We start from the raw sequence: 19,091 nt of genomic DNA on the forward strand, positions 1-19,091 counted from the left end.
GCATCACGAAGGAGTGACGTGGGCACCGACGCACCGCGCACCCGCAGGCACCGCGGTCTCACCGTGCTGGTCGTCGTCCTCATCGCGGTGCTGGTCGTCGGCGGCGCGACGGCCGGGTTCGGCTGGTGGACGGTGCAGCGCTCCTTCCCCACCACGAGCGGAGAGGTCGACGTCGCCGGCCTCGACGCGACGGTGATCGTGTACCGCGACGACGCGGGGATCCCGCAGCTGGTGGCCGAGACCGACCACGACCTCTTCTTCGCGCAGGGCTACGTGCACGCGCAGGACCGGTTCTGGGAGATGGACTTCCGACGGCACGTGACCGCCGGGCGCGTCGCCGAGCTCTTCGGCGAGTCGCAGGTGTCGACGGACGCCTTCATCCGCACGCTCGACTGGCGGGGCGTGGCCGAGCAGGAGTACGCGCTGCTCGACCCGGTGTCGCGGGCGTACTACGACGCCTACGCCGAGGGCGTGAACGCCTACCTCGGCGAACGCGACGGCGCCGGGCTCTCGCTCGAGTACGCGGTGCTCGGGCTGCAGAACCCCGGCTACGAGCCCGAGTCGTGGACGGCCGTCGACTCGATCGCCTGGCTGAAGGCGATGGCCTGGGACCTGCGCTCGAACCTCGAGGACGAGGTCGATCGCGCACTGCTCGCGGCGGCGTTGCCACCCGAGGAGGTCGCCCGGCTCCACCCGGCGTTCCCCTTCGGGCAGATGCCGACGATCATGGAGGGCCCCGTCGCCGCGGCACCTGCCGCGACGGACGTCGTGCCCCTGCCCGACGACGGTGCTGTCGCCCAGAACGCCCCGGATGCCGCGACCCTCGACGCCTACGCTGCGCCCGTCGCGCGGCTCAGAACCCTGCTCGACGGCATCCCCGAGCTGCTGGGGCCGGAGGGCGGCGACCTCGGCTCGAACTCGTGGGTGGTCTCGGGCGCGCACTCGGAGTCGGGGCTCCCGCTGCTTGCGAACGACCCGCACCTCGGGCCCGCCATGCCCTCCATCTGGACGCAGATGGGCCTGCACTGCGCCGAGGTCGGCGAGGCGTGCGGCTTCGACGTGGCCGGGTACACGTTCTCCGGTCTTCCCGGCGTGATCATCGGGCACAACGAGCGCATCGCCTGGGGGTTCACCAACCTCGGTCCCGACGTCGCCGACCTCTACCTCGAACGCGTCGACGGGGACGCCTACGAATACGACGGAGCGTCGCTTCCCCTCACGCTCCGCGAGGAGACGATCGAGGTCGCCGGCGGGGATCCCGTCGCCATCACGGTGCGGTCCACCGCGAGGGGACCGCTCGTCACCGACATCGACGCGGACTTCGCCCAGGTCGCCCGGGGGTACCCCGCGGCATCCGGCCAGCCCGACGGCGAGTACGCGCTGTCACTGCAGTGGACCGCGCTCACGCCCGGCCGCACGCCCGCCTCGATCTTCGCGATGAACCGCGCCCAGGACTGGAATGCCTTCCGGTCCGCGGCCGCGCTGTTCGACGTGCCCGCCCAGAACCTCGTCTACGCCGACGTGGACGGGAACATCGGATACCAGGCACCCGGGGCCATCCCCGTCCGGCTCACGGGCGACGGCACCGTGCCACTGCCCGGGTGGACGAGCGCGAACGGCTGGTCGGGCACGGTCCCCTTCGACCAGTTGCCGTCCGTGCTCAACCCCGAGCGCGGCTACCTCGTGACCGCCAACAACGCGGTGAGCTCGTCGGGCCCGATGCTCACGAAGGACTGGGATCTCGGCTACCGGGCCTCGGGCATCGAGCGCATGCTGCAGGAACGCATCGCCTCGGGCGAGAAGATCACCGCCGCAGACCTCGCGACGATGCAGCTCGACACCGCCGACGCGAACGCCGCTGCCCTCCTTCCCGTCATCGCCGAGCTCGACCTCGACGGCGACGCGGCGCGCGGCGCGGAACTGCTCGACGGGTGGAACACCCGAGCCGACGTGGACAGTGCCGAGGCCGCCTACTTCGCCGTGTTCTGGCGCACCCTGCTCGACGACATGTTCGGCGGCCTTCCCGAGCAGACCCGTCCCGTCGGCGGCGACCGGTGGTTCAGCGTCGTGGGCACCCTCCTCGGCGAGCCCGATGCGGTGTGGTGGACCAACGAGCACGAGGGCGTCGCCGGCCGCGACGCGATGATCGCCCACGCGCTCGACGAGGCGTGGACCGAGGCATCCGACCGCATGGGGAGCGACCCCGACGGCTGGCGCTGGGGCCGGCTGCACACGCTCACCCTCGCCAACCAGAGCTTCGGCGAATCGGGCATCGCCCCCATCGAGTGGCTGTTCAACCGAGGCCCCTACGAGCTCGGCGGCGGTTCGGCGATCGTCAACGCGATCGGCTGGGACGCCCGGGGCGACTACGGCGTCGACTGGGTGCCGTCGCTGCGCATGGTCGTCGACCTCGACAGCCTCGACGACTCCCGGTGGATCAACCTCACCGGCGCATCCGGCCACGCGTTCGACCCGCACTACGCCGACCAGGCGCCGCTCTGGCAGCGTGGCGAGACCAGGGCATGGCCCTTCACCCTCGCGGCGGTGCAGGATGCGGCGGCGCAGACCCTGCGTCTCAGCCCCGCGAAGGGCTGATCGCCCGGCCGCTCAGGCCGAGGGGTAGTTGCGCTCGGGCTCGCCCACGTACAGCTGCTGCGGGCGACCGATCTTGGTCTGCGGGTCGAGGTTCATCTCGCGCCAGTGCGCCATCCACCCGGGCAGGCGCCCGATCGCGAACAGCACGGTGAACATGCGGGTGGGGAAGCCCATCGCCTTGTAAATCACGCCGGTGTAGAAGTCGACGTTCGGGTAGAGGCGACGCTCCTTGAAGTAGTCGTCCTCGAGGGCGATCTGCTCGAGCTCCTTCGCGAGGTCGAGCAGCGGGTCGTTCACGCCGAGGCCCGCGAGCACCTCGTCGGCCGACTCCTTGACGAGCTTCGCCCGCGGGTCGTAGTTCTTGTAGACGCGGTGCCCGAAGCCCATGAGCTTCACCCCGTCCTCCTTGCGCTTCACGCGCTCGACGAACTTCGCGACGCCCTCGCCCGAGTCCTGGATGCGGGCCAGCATCTGCAGCACGGCCTCGTTGGCCCCGCCGTGGAGCGGCCCCGAGAGGGCTTGGATGCCCGCGGAGATCGAGGCGTAGAGGTTGGCGCCGGTGGAGCCGACGAGGCGCACGGTCGACGTGGACGCGTTCTGCTCGTGGTCCTCGTGGAGGATGAGCAGGCGATCGAGCGCCTTCGAGAGCACCGGGTCGATCTCGTACGGCTCGGCCATGTTGCCGAAGTTCAGGCGCAGGAAGTTGTCGACGAAGCTCAGCGAGTTGTCGGGGTACAGGAACGCCTGCCCGATGCTCTTCTTGTGCGCGTACGCCGCGATGACGGGGAGCTTCGCGAGCAGCCGGACCATCGTGAGCTCGACGTGGTCGAGATCGTGCGGGTCCGAGGAGTCCTCGTAGTACGTCGAGAGCGCCGACACGGCGCTCGACAGCACCGACATGGGGTGCGCGGTGTGGGGCAGCGCGGAGAAGAACCGCTTCAGGTCCTCGTGGAGGAGCGTGTGACGGCGGATCTTCTCGTCGAACTCGCCCAGTTCGTCGGCGGTGGGCAGCTGCCCGTAGATGAGCAGCCAGGCCACTTCGAGGTAGGTGGAGCCCTTGGCGAGCTGCTCGATCGGGTAGCCGCGGTAACGGAGGATGCCCTGCTCGCCATCGATGTAGGTGATCGCCGACCGCGTCGAGGCGGTGTTCACGAAGCCGTAGTCGAGCGCGGTGAGGCCGGTCTGCCGGGTGAGCGTCGACACGTCGATGCTCGAGTGGCCGTCGATCGCCGGCTGGATCGGGAACTCCGCGACGCCGCCCGGGAACGAGAGGCTCGCCGTGGCGGGGGTCTTCCCGTCGGCCTGGTTCACGACGTCGCTCACGGCGCCTCCTGTGATCGTCACTTGCGCGGTCACCTGCTTTCCGGACAGGGGCCGAGTCGGCCGAGGTCCGAATACAGCCTAGACGTGCTCCGGGCACACTGTCGCATCCCCCAAGACATCGGGCCTTCCGTTGGCGGTTGGCACAGTGGGCGCGCTCAGGCCTCCGCCGACGCGCGAAGACGGGCGGATGCCGCGGCGACGCGCTCGTCGTCGGCGGTGAGGGAGAGCCGCACGTGCTCGGGGTAGTGCACCCCGTAGAAGTGCCCCGGTCCGGCGAGGATGCCGAGGTCCGCGAGCCGTGCAATGGACTCCCACGCGTCGCGGCCCTCGGTGGCCCAGAGGTAGAGGCCGCCCTCGCTGCGGTCGATGCGGAAGCCGGCTGCCTCGAGCGCCGGCCTGAGGAGGTCACGACGTGCGCGGTATCGCTCCTTCTGCTCGGCGACATGCTGCTCGTCGGCGAGCGCGGCGACCATGGCCGCCTGCAGCGGCGCCGGAAGCATGAGGCCGGCGTGCTTGCGCACGTTGGTCAGCCGGGCGATCGACTCGCGGCATCCGGCGATGAAGGCGGCCCGGTAGCCCGCCATGTTCGACTGCTTCGAGAGCGAGTAGATGGCGAGCACATGGCGGGTGTCACTGTCGGTGACGCGCTGGTCGAGCAGGCTCGGCACGGGCTGCTCGTCCCACGGTGCATCCCATCCGAGCTCGGCGTAGCACTCATCGCTGACGATCACGGCGCCGAGCTCGCGCGCCCGCTCACGGGCGGCCCGCAGTTCGTCGACCGAGAGCACCCGACCGTCTGGGTTGCCCGGGGTGTTGAGCCAGATGAGCCGGGTCGCAGCGGGCCATTCCTCGGGGTCGTCGGACGCGAGCGCCCGCGCGCCGGCGAAGAGGGCGCCCATCTCGTAGGTGGGGTACGCCGCGCGGGGATGCACGACCACGTCGCCCTCGCCGACGCCGAGCATGAACGGCAGCAGCGCCACGAGCTCCTTCGAGCCGATGGTGGGCAGCACGGATGCCGCGTCGAGCCCCTCGACGCCGCGTCGGCGTGCGAACCACTCGACGATCGCGGTGCGCAGCGCGGGGGTGCCCACCGTCTGCGGGTAGGCGTGCGCGTCGGTCGCGCCGGCGAGCGCCTCACGCACGACCTCGGGCGTCGGGTCGACGGGCGAGCCGATGGACAGGTCAACGACCCCGTCGGGGTGCGCGGCCGCGCGCTCCGCATAGGGAGCCATGAGGTCCCAGGGATAGTCGGGCAGCGCTCCGAGCGCCATCGTCAGTGGGCCTGCGGCGGCAGTGCGGCGATGATCGGGTGGTCCTTCGGGATCACGCCCACCTTGGCGGCGCCGCCGGGCGAGCCGACCTCGTCGAAGAACTCGACGTTGGCCTTGTAGTAGTCGGCCCACTCCTCGGGGAGGTCGTCCTCGTAGTAGATCGCCTCGACGGGGCACACGGGCTCGCAGGCTCCGCAGTCGACGCACTCGTCGGGGTGGATGTAGAGCGAGCGTTCACCCTCGTAGATGCAGTCGACGGGGCACTCGTCGATACAGGCGCGGTCCTTGACGTCGACACACGGCAGGGCGATGACATAGGTCACAGTGGCTCGCTGTCCTCTCGAAGGCTGGAACTCAAGTCTATGCGTCGGCGGCCGACGTGGCGCGCCGCTGCGGCAGCTCCGGCCACGCCACGACGAGCACGGCGATGAGCGCGGGGCCGACCGCCCACACCGTGCCGACGATGTCGCCGGCGACGAGCACCGATCCGCCCGGACCGGGCAGCGTGAGCAGCGCGACCATGCCGATCACTCCCGCGGCGGCCGCAGCGGCGACCCACCGTCCGCCGGCGACGAGGCGGATGCCGACGAGCAGCGCCAGCACGCCCGCCAGGGCGAGCACGAGTCCCCACGGCACGACGACGTCGCCGACGGTCACCGACTGACGATGGCCGATCGTCGCGACCGCCCCGTAGATGGCCCCGAGCAGCGCGGCGAGCACGTACATGCCCGCCCGCGCCAACGGCGAGGGCTTCACGTCGTCGTTCACTGCTGGTTCGTGTTGGGGGTGACGGTGTACGTCAGCGTCTCGCCCTCGCCGGCCACGAGCACGAAGTACTCGGGGTTCGTGAAGATCCGGGCGCCCGCCTCGCCGCCCGTCATCGTGGTGTCCTCGGTGAAGCCGGCGCCCTCGAGCGCGGCTGCCGCGTCACCGACTGGATCAGCCGCAGAGGACGTGAGGGCGACGATCCAGCCCTGTCCATCGGCATCACCCGCGCCGCCGGCGAACGTCACGTCGCCGTCGACGAGCGGGATCGACGTCGGGAAGTCGGCGGGCAGCTCGCCGCCGAGGCTGACGTCGCCGCCGGTCGCGCCCTCGATCGCGTCCTCGACGCCCTTGTTGACGAGGTCGGCGGGGTTGCCGAAGCATCCGGTGAGCAGCGACGCGGTGAGGCCCGCGATCGCCACGGCGGTGGCGGCGCGGGTCGTGGTCGTCAGGGTCGTCATGGCGAACTCCTCGCTGGCGTGGACGGGCCCGGGAAGATCGCGCGGCCCGGCGGTGCCCCCGGCATCCGCTCGCGTCGGAGTCTACCGCCCGGCGACCGGCGCCGCCGATGCCGTAGCGTGGTGGGCGTCGCGGGGCCGCCCGCCGGGAAGGATCGATGACGATGTCGGATGCCGCAGCGACGAGCCACGGCGACGAGCGGGCGGTGCGCGTCGAACGCGACGGCCGCGTCGCCACCGTCGTCATCGACCGCCCGAAGTCGCTCAACGCCCTCTCCCCCGAGGTGCTCGGCGCGCTGGCGGCCGTGTTCGACGGCCTGTCCGACGACCCGGGCGACCTCGCCGGAGTGCTGCTCGTCGGCGCGGGCGGGCGGGCGTTCGTCGCCGGTGCCGACATCCGGGCACTGTCGCGGTCCACCCCGGCCGAGGGGGCGGAGACCGCACGACTCGGTCACCGCGTGGCCGCCACGATCGAGGCGCTCCCCCTTCCGGTCATCGCCTGCGTCGACGGGTTCGCGCTCGGCGGCGGGCTCGAGCTCGCGCTGGCGTGCGACTTCATCTACGCGACGGATGCCTCGCGCTTCGGCCAGCCCGAGGTGAAGCTCGGCCTCATCCCCGGGTTCGGCGGCACCGTGCGGCTGCCCCGAGTGGTGGGGCCGGCACGCGCGCGCGAGCTGATCTACACCGGGCGCCAGATCGGGATCGAGGAGGCGGTGGCCGCGGGGCTCGTGCTGCGGCGGTTCGAGGACCGCGAGGCGCTCCTGGCCGGAGCACGGGAGACCGTGGAGCTCATGGCGACCGGCTCGGCGTCGGCGGTGGGCCTCGCCAAGCGTGTGCTCGTCGCGGCATCCGGCCAGGCCACCGACACCGCCACCGAGCTCGAGATCGCCGGGTTCGAGGACGCGTTCCGCACCGGCGACAAGGCCGAGGGCGTGGCCGCCTTCCTCGAGAAGCGCGAGCCGCGGTTCGCCGACGGCGCCGGCGCCGGCGCCGGCACCACGCCCGCCTGACCGGGAGCGACCGACCCGGTTCGCGCCCGGGCGGCCCTGCTCAGGCGATGTGGTCGTCGAGCCAGGCGAAGCCGTCGAAGCGCACGCCGTCGGCGCCGAACATCTCGAGGTGCATGTGCGGGCCGGTGGACTGGCCGGTTGTGCCGACGGCACCGAGCTGCTGGCCCGCGCTCACGCGCTGGCCCTCGACGACCTGCAGCGAGCCGAACTGCATGTGCGCGTACGAGCTCGTGACGAGCTCGCCGTCGATGTTGTGCTGCACCTCGACGTTCACGCCGAGCCCGCCGCCGTTCTCGGTGGCCAGCACCACGACTCCATCGGCGATCGACATCACCGGCGAGCCGTTGCCCGGGTTGAAGTCGACGCCGTCGTGGCTCGTCGAGCAGCCGGCGCAGGGCGCGTTCCGGGGGCCGAACCCGTCCGAGCGCTTCTGCGGCGTCAGCACCGGCCAGACGACGAGGTCGGCCTTGATGATCGAGACGCTGCCGAGGCCGGCGACCTGCGAGAGGAGGGGCGGCGGCGCGGCCTCGACCGCATAGCCCTCGACCGCCATGGGCTTCAGCTCGGCCTCGTGCGCGACCTCGATGGCCTGGGGGGCGAGCGTGATCGAGTCCTCGACCGGAGCGTACACGGAGGCGCGCGGCTCGGCGTCGGTCGCGGTGATCGCCAGGGCCGGCACGCTCGTCGCGACGAGCATGCCCGAGGCGAACGTCATCGCGATCACCGAGAACGCGGGCCGCAGCGATCGGCTGCGAGCGGTGCGGTCAGGGCTCGTGCGGGCGGCGCGGGGGCCGGCACCGAAGGCGCGGGCGCGGGAGGAGGCAGGGGGCTTCGGGGCGGCGCGGCGGCCGTGAGTGGGGGAATTCATGCAGGTGCGTTACGTATCCGGGTCAGAAGTCTCGAGGCGATCCCGGCTACCGTACGCACCGAATCTGGGAGATTCATCCGTTACCCGACCGTTACCTCGTCGGATCGGCATCCGTTTTCCGTTGCGCAGCGCGCAATGAACTGAGCGGATGCCCCGAGCTCGCGCTCGGGACATCCGCTCATCGGACGCTGAATCTGTGAATCAGCCCTGCTTCTTCAGGCGCGATGTCGCACGGGCGCGCGCGGTCTGGTCGAGCTCGACCTTGCGGATGCGCACCTTCTCGGGCGTGACCTCGACGCACTCGTCCTCGCGGGCGAACTCGAGGCACTCCTCCAGCGTGAGCTGGCGCGACGGCGTCATCGACTCGAAGGTGTCGGAGGTCGACTGACGCATGTTGGTCAGCTTCTTCTCCTTGGTGATGTTCACGTCCATGTCGTCGTTGCGCGAGTTCTCGCCGATGACCATGCCCTCGTAGACCTCTTCGGTCGGGTTCACGAAGAACGTCATGCGCTCCTGCAGGGCGATGATCGCGAACGGGGTGACGACGCCCGCGCGGTCGGCGACGATCGAGCCGTTGTTGCGCGTGACGATCTGACCGGCCCACTCGTCGTACCCGTGCGAGATCGCGTTCGCGATGCCCGTACCGCGCGTCGTCGTGAGGAACTCGGTGCGGAACCCGATGAGGCCGCGGCTCGGCACGATGAACTCCATGCGCACCCAGCCCGTGCCGTGGTTCGACATGTTGTCCATGCGGCCCTTGCGCGAGGCCAGGAGCTGCGTGATCGCACCGAGGTACTCCTCGGGCGCATCGATCGTGAGGTGCTCGTAGGGCTCGTGCGTCTTGCCGTTCACCTGCTTCGTGACCACCTGGGGCTTGCCCACCGTGAGCTCGTAGCCCTCGCGGCGCATCTGCTCGACGAGGATCGCGAGCGCGAGCTCGCCACGGCCCTGCACCTCCCACGCGTCGGGACGGCCGATGTCGAGCACCTTGAGCGACACGTTGCCGACGAGCTCGCGGTCGAGGCGGTCCTTGACCATGCGCGCCGTGAGCTTGTGGCCCTTCACCTTGCCGACGATCGGCGAGGTGTTCGTGCCGATGGTCATCGAGATCGCGGGGTCATCGACGTGGATCGCGGGCAGGGGGCGCACGTCATCGGGATCCGCGAGCGTCTCGCCGATCGTGATGTCCTCGAAGCCCGCGACGGCGATGATGTCGCCGGGCCCGGCCTCCTCAGCGGGGAAGCGCTCGAGGGCCTTCGTCTTCAGGAGCTCGGTCACGCGCACGTTCGAGTGCGAGCCGTCGTGACGCACCCACGCCACGGTCTGGCCCTTCCTGATACGGCCGTTGAAGACGCGCAGCAACGCGAGTCGGCCGAGGAACGGCGAGGCGTCGAGGTTCGTGACCCACGCCTGCAGCGGTGCCTCGTCGTCGTAGCTCGGCGCCGGGATGTGCTCGATGATCGCGCCGAAGAGCGGCTCGAGGTCGTCTTCGGCCGGGAGCGAGCCATCGGCAGGACGGGTGAGCGACGCGCGACCGGCCTTGCCCGACGCGTAGACGACCGGCACGTCGAGCAGCGCGTCGACGTCGAGGTCGGGCACGTCGTCGACGAGGTCGCTCGCAAGTCCGAGCAGCAGGTCGTGGCTCTCCTCCTCGACCTCGGCGATGCGAGCGTCGGGACGGTCGGTCTTGTTCACGAGGAGGATGACCGGCAGCCGGGCCTCGAGCGCCTTGCGGAGCACGAACCGGGTCTGGGGCAGCGGACCCTCCGATGCGTCGACCAGGAGCACGACGCCGTCGACCATTGAGAGGCCGCGCTCGACCTCGCCGCCGAAGTCGGCGTGGCCCGGGGTGTCGATCACGTTGATCGTCACGGGACCGTCGGGCGCGTGGACGCCCTCATAGCTGATCGCCGTGTTCTTGGCGAGGATCGTGATGCCCTTCTCACGCTCGAGCTCGTTCGAGTCCATGGCGCGCTCGTCGACGTGGGCGTGGTCGGCGAACGAGTGGGTCTGCTTGAGCATGGCGTCGACGAGCGTCGTCTTGCCGTGGTCGACGTGGGCGACGATCGCGACGTTGCGCAGGTCGTTGCGGGTGGCGTTGGCCATGGTTGGTCCTCAGTGATGCGTGTCGTCACGTGGCACCGACGCGGCCCTCGCGGGCGGCGCGGCGGCAGCGCGGAAGCGCTGGGTGTGAAGGTCTGTGGGATTGCGCGAAGCCGAGTCCACGGCGCGCACCCGACAAGCCTACCGTGCGAGGCGTGGGTTCGGCTGGGAACGCCGAACGCCCGGCATCCGGGTGAGCGGATGCCGGGCGTTCGGATGGTGCTTCGGGCTACGCCCCGAGCTCGATGCCGGCCCCGGGGATCGCCGCGAGCAGGTCGCGGGTGTACTGCTCCTTGGGGTTGTCGAACACCTCGTCGGTGGTCGCCGACTCGACGATCCGGCCGCGCTGCATCACCGACACGTGGTCGGCGATGACGCGCACGACGGCCAGGTCGTGGGTGATGAACAGGTAGGTGAGCCCCAGCTCGGCCTGCAGATCGGCGAGCAGGCGCAGGATCTGGGCCTGCACCAGCACGTCGAGGGCGGAGACCGCCTCGTCGAGCACGAGGATCTCGGGCTTCAGCGCGAGCGCCCGCGCGATCGCGATGCGCTGGCGCTGGCCGCCCGAGAGCTCGTTCGGGTAGCGGCTCACCAGCGTGCGCGGCAGCGACACCTGGTCGAGCAGCTCGAGCACCCGCGCGCGGCGGGTCGCCTTGGTGCCGACCTTGTGCGTGTGCAACGGCTCCGCGATGGTGTTGCCGATGTTGCGCAGCGGGTTCAGCGAGCCGTACGGGTCCTGGAACACCGGCTGCATGCGGCTGCGGAGGTTGAAGAGCTCCTTGCCGGTGACGCTCGCCAGGTCGTTGCCGCCGACCACGATCTTGCCGCTCGTCGCGTCCTCCAGCTTGAGGAGCATCTTCGCGACCGTCGACTTGCCCGAACCCGACTCGCCGACGAGCGCCATCGTGGTGCCCTTGGGAATCTGGAACGACACGTTGTCGACCGCCGTGAACTCGCCGGAGCCGCGGATCTTGAAGACCTTGGTGAGGTCCTCCACCACGATCGCAGGCGGGGCGGATGCCACGGCCGCGAGCGCCTCGGCGCGGGCCTCGGCCGTGGCGATGAGGTCGATCGTGTCACCGGCGGCGTCCGACGCGTCGGACGCCATGGACGACTCCGCCGCGGCGATGCTGCCGCTGGCCTGGATGCGGCGCGAGGCGAGGCTCGGCGCCGCGGCGACCAGCCGCTGCGTGTACGGGTGCTGCGGGTTCTGCAGGATCTGCGCCGACGGGCCCGACTCGACGACCTTGCCCTTGTACATGACCACGAGCTGCTCGGCGCGCTCCGCGGCGAGGCCGAGGTCGTGCGTGATGAACAGCAGGGTCGTGCCGAGCTCGCGGGTGAGCGACTCGAGGTGGTCGAGGATGACGCGCTGCACGGTGACGTCGAGCGCCGAGGTGGGCTCGTCGGCGATGAGCAGCTGCGGGTCGGCAGCGAGGCCCATGCCGATGAGCACGCGCTGGCGCATGCCGCCCGAGAACTGGTGCGGGAACTGCTTCAGGCGCCGGTCGGCGTCCTGCAGGCCGGCCTGCTTCAGCACCTCGATGGCGCGCTGCTTGACCTCCTTGCGGCCCGTCGCGATGCCGTTGGCCTTGATGGCCTCCTCGACCTGGAAGCCGATCGACCACACGGGGTTGAGGTTCGACATCGGGTCCTGGGGCACGAAGCCGATCTTCCGACCGCGGATGCCCTCCATCTCCTTGGGCGAGGCCTTGGTCAGGTCCTGCCCGTCGAGGAGGATCTGGCCGCCCGACACGTGACCCGTGCCGGGCAGGAGGTTGATGATCGCGTGCGCGGTCGTGGACTTGCCGGAACCGGACTCCCCCACGATCGCGAGGCTCTGCCCGCGGTAGAGGGTGATGTTCACCCCGTCGACGGCCTTGACCAGGCCGTCCTGGGTGGTGAATCCGACCTGGAGGTCCTTGATCTCGAGGAGCGGGCGCTCCCCGACATCGACCGCGGTGCGCTGCTGCACGTTGCTTCCGTTCACGATCTCGGTCATCGCTGGGCCCTCGCCTTCGGGTCGAGCGCGTCACGGATGACCTCGCCCAGCATGATGAAGCTCAGCACGGTGATCGACAGCGCGATCGACGGCAGGATCAGCACCTGCGGCGCCGTGCGGAGGTCGGTCTGGGCGGCGCTGATGTCATTGCCCCACGACATGGTGCTCGAGGGCAGGCCGACGCCGAGGAACGACAGCGTCGCCTCGGCGACGATCGCCGCGGCGAGCGAGATCGTCGTGATGACGATGACGGGAGCGATCGAGTTCGGGAGCACGTGACGGACCAGGATGCGGAACCGCGAGACGCCGAGGGCGGTCGCAGCCATCACGAAGTCGGCGTTCTTCACCCTGAGGATCTCGGCCCTGAGCACGCGCGCCGTCGCCGGCCACGCGAATATGCCGATGGCGAGTGAGATCACCCACACGTTCGCGTACTGCGAGAACACCGACATGATGACCACGGCCGCGAGGATGTAGGGGATGGAGAAGAAGATGTCGCCGAGGCGCGAGAGGACCGAGTCGATCCAGCCGCCGTAGAAGCCCGCGAAGGCGCCGAAGACGATGCCGAGCACGAACACCAGCACGGTCACGATGATGCCCACCGACAGCGAGGTCGACGTGCCGTGGATGATGCGCGAGTAGATGTCGCACCCCTGCTTGGTGAAGCCGAGCGGGTGGCCGTCGGCGGGCCCGCCATTGCTGTTGGACAGCTGGCAGTCGTTGTTCGGGGCAACCTGCGTGAACAGGCCCGGGAACAGCGCGACGACGACGACGAGCACGATGAGGACCGACGAGATCCAGAACATCGGGCGCTTGCGCACGTCGTTCCACGCGTCGATCCAGAGGTTGGTGGGCTTGCCCTCGGTCTTGACCTTGTCGATCGCGACGAGCGGCGTCTCCTCCAGCGGAGCGACGAAGTGCTGCTGGTCTGGTCGGGTGATGTTACTTGGCATAGCGGATCCTCGGGTCGAGAACGGCGTACAGCAGATCCACCAGCAGGTTCACCACGAGGTAGATCAGCACCATGACGGTCACGAAGGAGACGACGGTGGGTCCCTCTCCGCGGATGATCGCCTGGTAGAGGGTGCGGCCGACGCCGGGCACGTTGAAGATGCCCTCGGTGACCGTCGCGCCGACCATCAGCACGCCGAAGTCGACGGCGAGATAGGTGACGACGGGGATGAGCGAGTTGCGCAGGATGTGCACGGGGATGATGCGGGTGCGGGACAGGCCCTTGCTCGCGGCGGTGCGAACGAAGTCCTGCGTGCCCGTGTCGATGACTGACGCCCTCGTCAGTCGCACGATCTGGGCGAAGCTGATCGTCGCCAGCACCAGCGCCGGCAATATCAGGTCTTGCGTTGGAGCTCCCGGACCGACGGTGGTGCGGAACCATCCCAACTGGATGCCGAAGATGTACTGGGCCACGAAGGCGACCACGAAGATCGGCAGCGAGATGAGGATGAGGCTCACCACCAGCGCGCTCGCGTCGAAGATGCCGCCCTTGCGCAGGCCCGAGATGAGGCCGACCGAGATGCCGAAGACCATCTCGAAGAAGACCGCGATGACGGCGAGGCGGAGGGTGACGGGGAACGTCGTCGCGAGGATCTCGGAGACGGGCTGACCCGAGAACGAGGTGCCGAGATCACCGCGGAAGATGTTGCCGAGGAAGATCAGGTACTGGACGATGAACGGCTGGTCCAGGTGGTAGCGCTCGCGGAGCTGGTCGAGGACCTGCGGGGGCGGCGTCTTGTCGCCGAAGAGGGCGACGATCGGGTCTCCGGGCATTGCGAAGACCATGTAGTAGATCAGAAAGGTGGTGCCGAGCAGGACAGGGATCGCCTGAAGCAGTCGGCGCACGATGTAGCCGGCCATGGATCAGGCCCCGCTGTTCGTGATTGTTGACATGTTGAAGAAACCTCACCGTTTGCGAGTCGTCCACTCGATGCTACGCCGATCGGGGCGGCATCGGGGATACGTGGGAGTGGGGCGGCAGCCGAATGGCTGCCGCCCCACGGGCGCCTCAGAGTCTAACCCCGAGTGCCCCTGAACGAGAATTACTCGCTCTTGGTGACCTGGTAGTACAGCGGAACCGAGTTCCAGCCGAACTCCACGTTGTCGACCGACTCGCTCCACGCGCCGTTGACCGTGGAGTACCACAGCGGGATCGCGGGGAGGTCCTTGAAGAGGATCTCCTGCGCCTGCTGGAACTTCTCGTTCGCGGCGTCGAGGTCGGTGAGCGCGAGGCCCTCCTTGAGCAGGGCGTCGAACTCGGGGTTCGAGTAGTCACCGTCGTTCGAGCCGGCACCCGTCGCGTAGATCGGTCCGAGGAAGTTGAACAGGGCGGGGTAGTCGGCCTGCCAACCGGTGCGGAACGCGGTCTGGATGGTGCGGTCGGTGATCGCGGTGCGGACCTCGGCGAAGGTCGGGTACGGAGCGCCCGACGCGTCGATGCCGAGGTTGTTCTTCAGCTGGTTCGCCACAGCGTCGACCCAGGCCTGGTGGCCGCCGTCGGCGTTGTAGGCGATCTGGAAGGAGCCCTCCCACGGGGAGATCGCGTCGGCCTCGGCCCACAGCTTCTTCGCCTCGTCGGCGTCGAAGTCGAGCACCTCGGATCCGGGGATGTCCTCGGAGTAGCCGTCGATGACCGGCGAGGTGAAGTCGTGCGCCGGGGTGCGGGTGCCGGAGAAGATCACGTCGGTGATCTCCTCGCGGTCGATCGCCTTCGAGATGGCGGCGCGACGGAGCTTGCCCTCCTCGCCACCGAAGTGGGCGAGACGGTCGGGGACGGTGAAGGACTGGAAGATCGCCGCGGCCTGCGTGACCGAGCGGTCGCCGAACTCGTCCTGGAAGGTCGACAGCGCGCCGTCGGGGATGGCGTCGAGCACGTCGAGGTTGCCGCCCTGGAGGTCGGCGTAGGCCGCTTCCTGCGTGGCGTAGAAGACGATGTCGAGCCCGCCGTTGGCCGCCTTGCGGGGGCCGTCGTAGTCGGGGTTCACGACGAGGTCGATCTTCTCGTTGTGCTTCCAGGCGCCTTCGCCGTCGAGCATGTACGGGCCGTTGCCGACCGGGTTCTCACCGAAGGCTTCCATGTCCTCGAAGGCCGACTCGGGCAGCGGGTAGAACGCCGAGTAGCCGAGGCGCAGCGGGAAGTCCGACTCGGGCTGCTTGAGCTTGACCGTGAAGGTCGTGTCGTCGACGACCTCGAGGCCCGTGAGCTCCGAGTCCTCGTCGTAGCTGAAGCCCTCGATCGACTCGAAGAAGTAGCTCGAGAGCTGCTCGTTCGAGAGGAGTGCGCCGTAGTTCCAGGCGTCGACGAACGAGTTGGCCGTGACCGGCTCGCCGTTCGAGAACTTCTGGTCGGCCTTGAGCTTGATGGTGTAGTTCTGCGCGTCGTCGGTCTCGATCGACTCGGCGACGTCGTTGACGGGAGCGCCCTTGGCGTCGTAGTAGATCAGGCCCGCGAAGATCGCGTCGAGGATCTTGCCACCACCGGTCTCGTTGGTGTTCGTCGGGACCAGCGGGTTCTGGGGCTCAGAACCGTTCGTGGTGACCACGGCGCTGGAGTCGCCGGCGCCGGCCGACGACGAGGCGTCACCGCTGGTGCAGCCCGAGAGCGTGAGCGCTCCCGCGGCCGCAAGAGCAATGGCGACAACGCCAAATCTCTTGATCTTCAATGTTCCTCCTGGTGAGATGTGCGTCGACAGCACGACTTCTGGTCGCACTGGAGCGCTAGTAGATCGAGACTATGAAGCGGCTTGCACGGAAGCAAACCCAGAGGGAAACCGTTACCGACGCGCAATGTAGCGGGTGACACGAAGCCGTAAAACCGCGCGTGGGCGCATGATTCTTGCGTGCACGAGGCGCGTGCGAGGATTACCGCATGTCCACTGCATGGCGCCTGCGGATCGAGGTCGTGATCGTCCTCGGGCTCTCGCTCGGTGCGTCCGCCGTCTACTCGATCGTGTCGCTCATCGCGAAGCTCACCGAGGAGCGCGCGCTCGGCGACCAGAGCGTCGCGCTCAACCCTTCGCGGTCCACGCGGGAGTGGCTCGACTTCACCTACCAGTTCCTCGACGTCTTCTTCGGGCTCTTCGCGGTGGCGCTCGTGCTCTACCTGCTGTGGCAGCCCGGCCGCAGCCCGTTCCGCCGCATCGGCCTCGACTTCACCCAGCCCGGCCGCGACGCGGCCTCCGGCGTGCTGCTGGTACTCGTGATCGGCGTGCCCGGGCTGGCGCTGTACGCGCTCGGGCGGGCGCTCGGCCTCACCGTCGCGGTGCAGGCGTCACCGGCCGACTGGCTCTGGTGGACGGTGCCCATCCTCGTGTTCCGCGCGCTCGAGGCGGCGCTGACCGAGGAGGTCATCGTCGTCGGCTACCTCTTCACGCGCTTCGCGGAGCTCGGCGTGGGACGGTGGGCGACCATCCTCTCGAGCGCGGTGCTGCGCGGGAGCTACCACCTCTACCAGGGCTTCGGCCCGTTCGTGGGCAACGTCGCGATGGGCATCGTGTTCGGCTGGTGCTACGCACGGTGGGGTCGCACGATGCCGCTCGTGATCGCGCACTGGATCATCGACATCGTGTCGTTCGTGGGCTATCCCCTGGCCGTCGGCTGGTGGCCGGGGCTCTTCGCCGCCGCCTGAGCCCTGACCGGCGCGTCGGTCGACGGATGCCGCGTGCGCGGCGCCTGCGGCACGTGCTCGCTGCGGGCGAGGGCGACGACGGTGGCCGGCATCGGCGGGAGCGTCTCCTCGGGGACCTCGACGCGGAGGTCGGAGTCGGTCGCCCGCACCCGGGCCATGTCGTGCCAGCTCTTCCGGCTCGGCGTGCACACGGCGCCGAAGCCCTCGTCGCCGAAGACCGTGCCGCTGGCGAAGTCGGTGATCGACTGCGCACGGCGGAGCGCGGCCGCCGTGCCCGGATCTCGGCGTTCGAGGAGCCCCGCGCGTTGCTCGAGCCCGAGCCCGCGCCCGGCGAGGACCGACGTGCCGACGAACAGGCCGATGAAGCCGGCCGTGGCGAGCACTGCGAGGAGATCGGCGGAGACCATGCGCACCCCCTAGACGAGAGAACCTCAGTGTACTCCCGGGGTGCGACATCGGGACCGCCCGGATCCGGCGGATCGAGGCCGCCGGGACCATGGGTTCGTCGCGGTCGATCGACGATCGCGCGGATGGGAACGGGACGATGAGCCTCGCACACGCGTTCGCCACGGCGGGCCTCGCCGCACGCCGCACCGATCGGCGCACCGCCGCCACGGAGGCGGAGGTACGAGCGGCCGAGCGGCGCGTGATCGAGCGCCGCACGGGCCTCGTCGCGGCATCCGCGGGCCGGACGTACGCGCAGCGCGGGCGTCACGCCGCACCGCGCCCCGCGTAGCCGCGACCGCAGTACGCGGTCGCGAGCCGTCCGCCATGACCCGCGTCGCGCGCTTCGCGCACGAGGTGCGGCGGCGAACGGTCACCCCTCGCCGGGCTCCGCCGTGAGGAGCACGCGCGCGCTCTCGACGCCGCGGATCTCGAGCGACGAGATGTCCTCGACGTCGACCGCCGTGGCCGCCTGGAGCCGCGCGGTGGCGCCGGGCATCGCGCGCCAGCTCGACACCTGGGTGCGATTGCCGTCGCGGTCCACCACCACGAGGGCGTACGGCCATCCGCCCTCGGGCGCGTCCGCGGCCTCCGACCCATCGGTCTCGTAGGTGCAGTCGAGGGCGATGCGCGTGCCCCACTCGACCGGGGTGAGCACCGCGGTCGCGGTCACCGGCACGTCGGCGACGGCGTCGAACGCGACCGTCTGCCCGCCGGGCGCCGGGCGGCTGAAGGCGAGCGGGACGAACAGCGCGGCCAGCACCACGACGGCGGCGACGGCGACGGTCGCGACAGCCCAGCCACGGCGACGGCGACGGATGCCGCGGCGGCGCGCTTCGAGCCGAACGGCGTCGAGCAGCTCGGGCTTGGGCGCGGCCGCGGGCGGCGCCTCGGCGTCGAGCAGTGCCGTCGCACGCTCGGGCGTCAGTCGGGAGAGGAGACCGGGCATGGGTGCGAGCTCGGCGACCGACCGCAGGCATGCGTCGCACGACTCGAGGTGACCCTCGTACTCGCGGCGCTCGGCCGGCGACAGCGCGCCCAGCACGTACGCCGCATCCCAGTCGGCGTAGCGCTCGTGTTCGGCGTTCATCGCGTCACCCCCTTCTCCTGGAGCGCCAGGCGGAGCGCACGCAGCCCGTAGTGCAGCCGCGACTTCACGGTCCCCTCGGGGATCGAGAGCCGCCTCGCCACCTCGGCGATGCTGCATCCGCCGTAGTAGGCGTGCACGATGACCGCGCGGTGCTCGAGGTCGAGGCCCGCGAGCGCCTCCTCGACCAGCAGGCTCTCGAACAGCGCGTCGGTGCCGTCGCCGAGCCCGCGCTCGGGCGTCTCGGCGACGCCGACCTCATGCCGCCTCCGGGCGCTGCGCGCCTCGTCGATCACGAGGTTGCGGGCGACGGTGAACATCCACGCCCGCGTCGAGGCGGGCTCCTGCGCGAGGATGCGCGGGCTCCGCCACGCCCGCAGCAGGGTCTCCTGCACGATGTCGTCGGCTCCGGCGGCGTCGCCCGTGAGGTGCACCACGTAGCGCCAGATCGACGGCGCGTGGGCGTCGTAGAGCGCGACCAGCCTGCGGTCGTCCTCCAGCGGCATCCGTCACCTCCTGCCGTGAC

18 protein-coding genes are annotated in these 19,091 nt (G+C 70.0%); 4 read left to right on the forward strand and 14 right to left on the reverse strand.

The annotated features are described in order from the left end of the window. Positions 1–18: 18 nt before the first annotated feature. The gene (locus J2X63_RS18050) at positions 19–2,595 is read left to right on the forward strand and encodes a penicillin acylase family protein (protein ID WP_309979810.1); all 2,577 of its coding nucleotides are present in this window, start codon (positions 19–21) and stop codon (positions 2,593–2,595) included. 12 nt (positions 2,596–2,607) lie between these two features. On the opposite strand, the gene J2X63_RS18055 is transcribed toward J2X63_RS18050, so the two are convergent. The 5 genes from J2X63_RS18055 to J2X63_RS18075 form a co-directional block, all read right to left on the reverse strand. Further along, positions 2,608–3,918 (reverse strand): citrate synthase, encoded by a 1,311-nt coding sequence (locus tag J2X63_RS18055; protein WP_309979812.1) that lies wholly within the window; start codon positions 3,916–3,918, stop codon positions 2,608–2,610. 155 nt (positions 3,919–4,073) lie between these two features. Continuing rightward, positions 4,074–5,189 carry a succinyldiaminopimelate transaminase gene (gene dapC / locus J2X63_RS18060; protein ID WP_309979814.1) on the reverse strand — a complete coding sequence of 372 codons (1,116 nt, stop codon included), beginning with the start codon at positions 5,187–5,189 and terminating at the stop codon, positions 4,074–4,076. Positions 5,190–5,191: 2 nt separating this feature from the next. Next, positions 5,192–5,512: a ferredoxin gene (fdxA, locus tag J2X63_RS18065; RefSeq protein ID WP_309979817.1), complete on the reverse strand. Its 321-nt coding sequence runs from the start codon at positions 5,510–5,512 to the stop codon at positions 5,192–5,194. Positions 5,513–5,549: 37 nt separating this feature from the next. Continuing rightward, on the reverse strand, positions 5,550–5,957 hold the full coding sequence (locus tag J2X63_RS18070; RefSeq protein ID WP_309979819.1) for a DUF6113 family protein: 408 nt from the start codon (positions 5,955–5,957) through the stop codon (positions 5,550–5,552). After that, complete coding sequence (locus tag J2X63_RS18075) at positions 5,954–6,415, reverse strand: hypothetical protein (protein ID WP_309979821.1); 462 nt, start codon at positions 6,413–6,415, stop codon at positions 5,954–5,956. The genes J2X63_RS18070 and J2X63_RS18075 overlap by 4 nt, the downstream gene beginning before the upstream one ends. A 161-nt stretch (positions 6,416–6,576) precedes the next feature. On the opposite strand from J2X63_RS18075, the gene J2X63_RS18080 reads away from it, so the two are divergent. Beyond that, complete coding sequence (locus J2X63_RS18080; protein ID WP_309979823.1) at positions 6,577–7,422, forward strand: enoyl-CoA hydratase-related protein; 846 nt, start codon at positions 6,577–6,579, stop codon at positions 7,420–7,422. 40 nt (positions 7,423–7,462) lie between these two features. Here J2X63_RS18080 and J2X63_RS18085 read toward each other — a convergent pair whose 3' ends face one another. The 6 genes from J2X63_RS18085 to J2X63_RS18110 form a co-directional block, all read right to left on the reverse strand. Further along, complete coding sequence (locus tag J2X63_RS18085; RefSeq protein ID WP_309979825.1) at positions 7,463–8,290, reverse strand: M23 family metallopeptidase; 828 nt, start codon at positions 8,288–8,290, stop codon at positions 7,463–7,465. A 201-nt stretch (positions 8,291–8,491) separates the two neighbouring features. Then, a complete protein-coding gene (typA, locus tag J2X63_RS18090) occupies positions 8,492–10,396 on the reverse strand; it encodes a translational GTPase TypA (protein WP_159602871.1) in 1,905 nt (634 codons plus the stop codon). Positions 10,397–10,622: 226 nt separating this feature from the next. Then, positions 10,623–12,395, reverse strand: a complete 1,773-nt coding sequence (locus J2X63_RS18095; RefSeq protein WP_309979829.1) for an ABC transporter ATP-binding protein — start codon at positions 12,393–12,395, stop codon at positions 10,623–10,625. Beyond that, a complete protein-coding gene (locus J2X63_RS18100; RefSeq protein ID WP_309979831.1) occupies positions 12,392–13,348 on the reverse strand; it encodes an ABC transporter permease in 957 nt (318 codons plus the stop codon). The genes J2X63_RS18095 and J2X63_RS18100 overlap by 4 nt, the downstream gene beginning before the upstream one ends. Then, positions 13,338–14,267: an ABC transporter permease gene (locus J2X63_RS18105; RefSeq protein ID WP_309979833.1), complete on the reverse strand. Its 930-nt coding sequence runs from the start codon at positions 14,265–14,267 to the stop codon at positions 13,338–13,340. The genes J2X63_RS18100 and J2X63_RS18105 overlap by 11 nt, the downstream gene beginning before the upstream one ends. A 182-nt stretch (positions 14,268–14,449) precedes the next feature. Continuing rightward, positions 14,450–16,069 carry an ABC transporter substrate-binding protein gene (locus J2X63_RS18110; RefSeq protein WP_309979835.1) on the reverse strand — a complete coding sequence of 540 codons (1,620 nt, stop codon included), beginning with the start codon at positions 16,067–16,069 and terminating at the stop codon, positions 14,450–14,452. 206 nt (positions 16,070–16,275) lie between these two features. On the opposite strand from J2X63_RS18110, the gene J2X63_RS18115 reads away from it, so the two are divergent. Further along, positions 16,276–17,034: a CPBP family intramembrane glutamic endopeptidase gene (locus tag J2X63_RS18115; RefSeq protein WP_309979837.1), complete on the forward strand. Its 759-nt coding sequence runs from the start codon at positions 16,276–16,278 to the stop codon at positions 17,032–17,034. Here J2X63_RS18115 and J2X63_RS18120 read toward each other — a convergent pair. Next, the gene (locus J2X63_RS18120) at positions 16,986–17,441 is read right to left on the reverse strand and encodes a hypothetical protein (protein WP_309979838.1); all 456 of its coding nucleotides are present in this window, start codon (positions 17,439–17,441) and stop codon (positions 16,986–16,988) included. The genes J2X63_RS18115 and J2X63_RS18120 overlap by 49 nt on opposite strands. 137 nt (positions 17,442–17,578) lie before the next feature. On the opposite strand from J2X63_RS18120, the gene J2X63_RS18125 reads away from it, so the two are divergent. Next, entirely contained in the window at positions 17,579–17,770 is a 192-nt protein-coding gene (locus J2X63_RS18125; protein ID WP_309979841.1) for a hypothetical protein, read from the forward strand. Positions 17,771–17,851: 81 nt separating this feature from the next. Here the strand turns inward: J2X63_RS18125 and J2X63_RS18130 are convergent, their stop codons facing one another. Both J2X63_RS18130 and J2X63_RS18135 read right to left on the reverse strand, forming a co-directional pair. Beyond that, positions 17,852–18,568 (reverse strand): zf-HC2 domain-containing protein, encoded by a 717-nt coding sequence (locus J2X63_RS18130; RefSeq protein ID WP_309979844.1) that lies wholly within the window; start codon positions 18,566–18,568, stop codon positions 17,852–17,854. After that, entirely contained in the window at positions 18,565–19,071 is a 507-nt protein-coding gene (locus J2X63_RS18135) for a sigma-70 family RNA polymerase sigma factor (protein ID WP_309979846.1), read from the reverse strand. The genes J2X63_RS18130 and J2X63_RS18135 overlap by 4 nt, the downstream gene beginning before the upstream one ends. Positions 19,072–19,091: the final 20 nt, after the last annotated feature.

It is taken from the genome of Agromyces sp. 3263, from assembly GCF_031456545.1.
In the GTDB taxonomy this organism is placed as follows: Bacteria; Actinomycetota; Actinomycetes; order Actinomycetales; family Microbacteriaceae; genus Agromyces.

Coding starts and splice junctions, on each gene's coding strand:
- J2X63_RS18100 (WP_309979831.1), bottom strand. CDS start 13,348: ATGCCAAGTAACATCACCCGACCAGACCAGCAGCACTTCGTCGCTCCG.
- J2X63_RS18075 (WP_309979821.1), bottom strand. CDS start 6,415: ATGACGACCCTGACGACCACGACCCGCGCCGCCACCGCCGTGGCGATC.
- J2X63_RS18125 (WP_309979841.1), top strand. CDS start 17,579: ATGAGCCTCGCACACGCGTTCGCCACGGCGGGCCTCGCCGCACGCCGC.
- J2X63_RS18120 (WP_309979838.1), bottom strand. CDS start 17,441: ATGGTCTCCGCCGATCTCCTCGCAGTGCTCGCCACGGCCGGCTTCATC.
- J2X63_RS18135 (WP_309979846.1), bottom strand. CDS start 19,071: ATGCCGCTGGAGGACGACCGCAGGCTGGTCGCGCTCTACGACGCCCAC.
- J2X63_RS18105 (WP_309979833.1), bottom strand. CDS start 14,267: ATGGCCGGCTACATCGTGCGCCGACTGCTTCAGGCGATCCCTGTCCTG.
- J2X63_RS18115 (WP_309979837.1), top strand. CDS start 16,276: ATGTCCACTGCATGGCGCCTGCGGATCGAGGTCGTGATCGTCCTCGGG.
- typA (WP_159602871.1), bottom strand. CDS start 10,396: ATGGCCAACGCCACCCGCAACGACCTGCGCAACGTCGCGATCGTCGCC.
- J2X63_RS18130 (WP_309979844.1), bottom strand. CDS start 18,568: ATGAACGCCGAACACGAGCGCTACGCCGACTGGGATGCGGCGTACGTG.
- dapC (WP_309979814.1), bottom strand. CDS start 5,189: ATGGCGCTCGGAGCGCTGCCCGACTATCCCTGGGACCTCATGGCTCCC.
- J2X63_RS18085 (WP_309979825.1), bottom strand. CDS start 8,290: ATGAATTCCCCCACTCACGGCCGCCGCGCCGCCCCGAAGCCCCCTGCC.
- J2X63_RS18095 (WP_309979829.1), bottom strand. CDS start 12,395: ATGACCGAGATCGTGAACGGAAGCAACGTGCAGCAGCGCACCGCGGTC.
- J2X63_RS18080 (WP_309979823.1), top strand. CDS start 6,577: ATGTCGGATGCCGCAGCGACGAGCCACGGCGACGAGCGGGCGGTGCGC.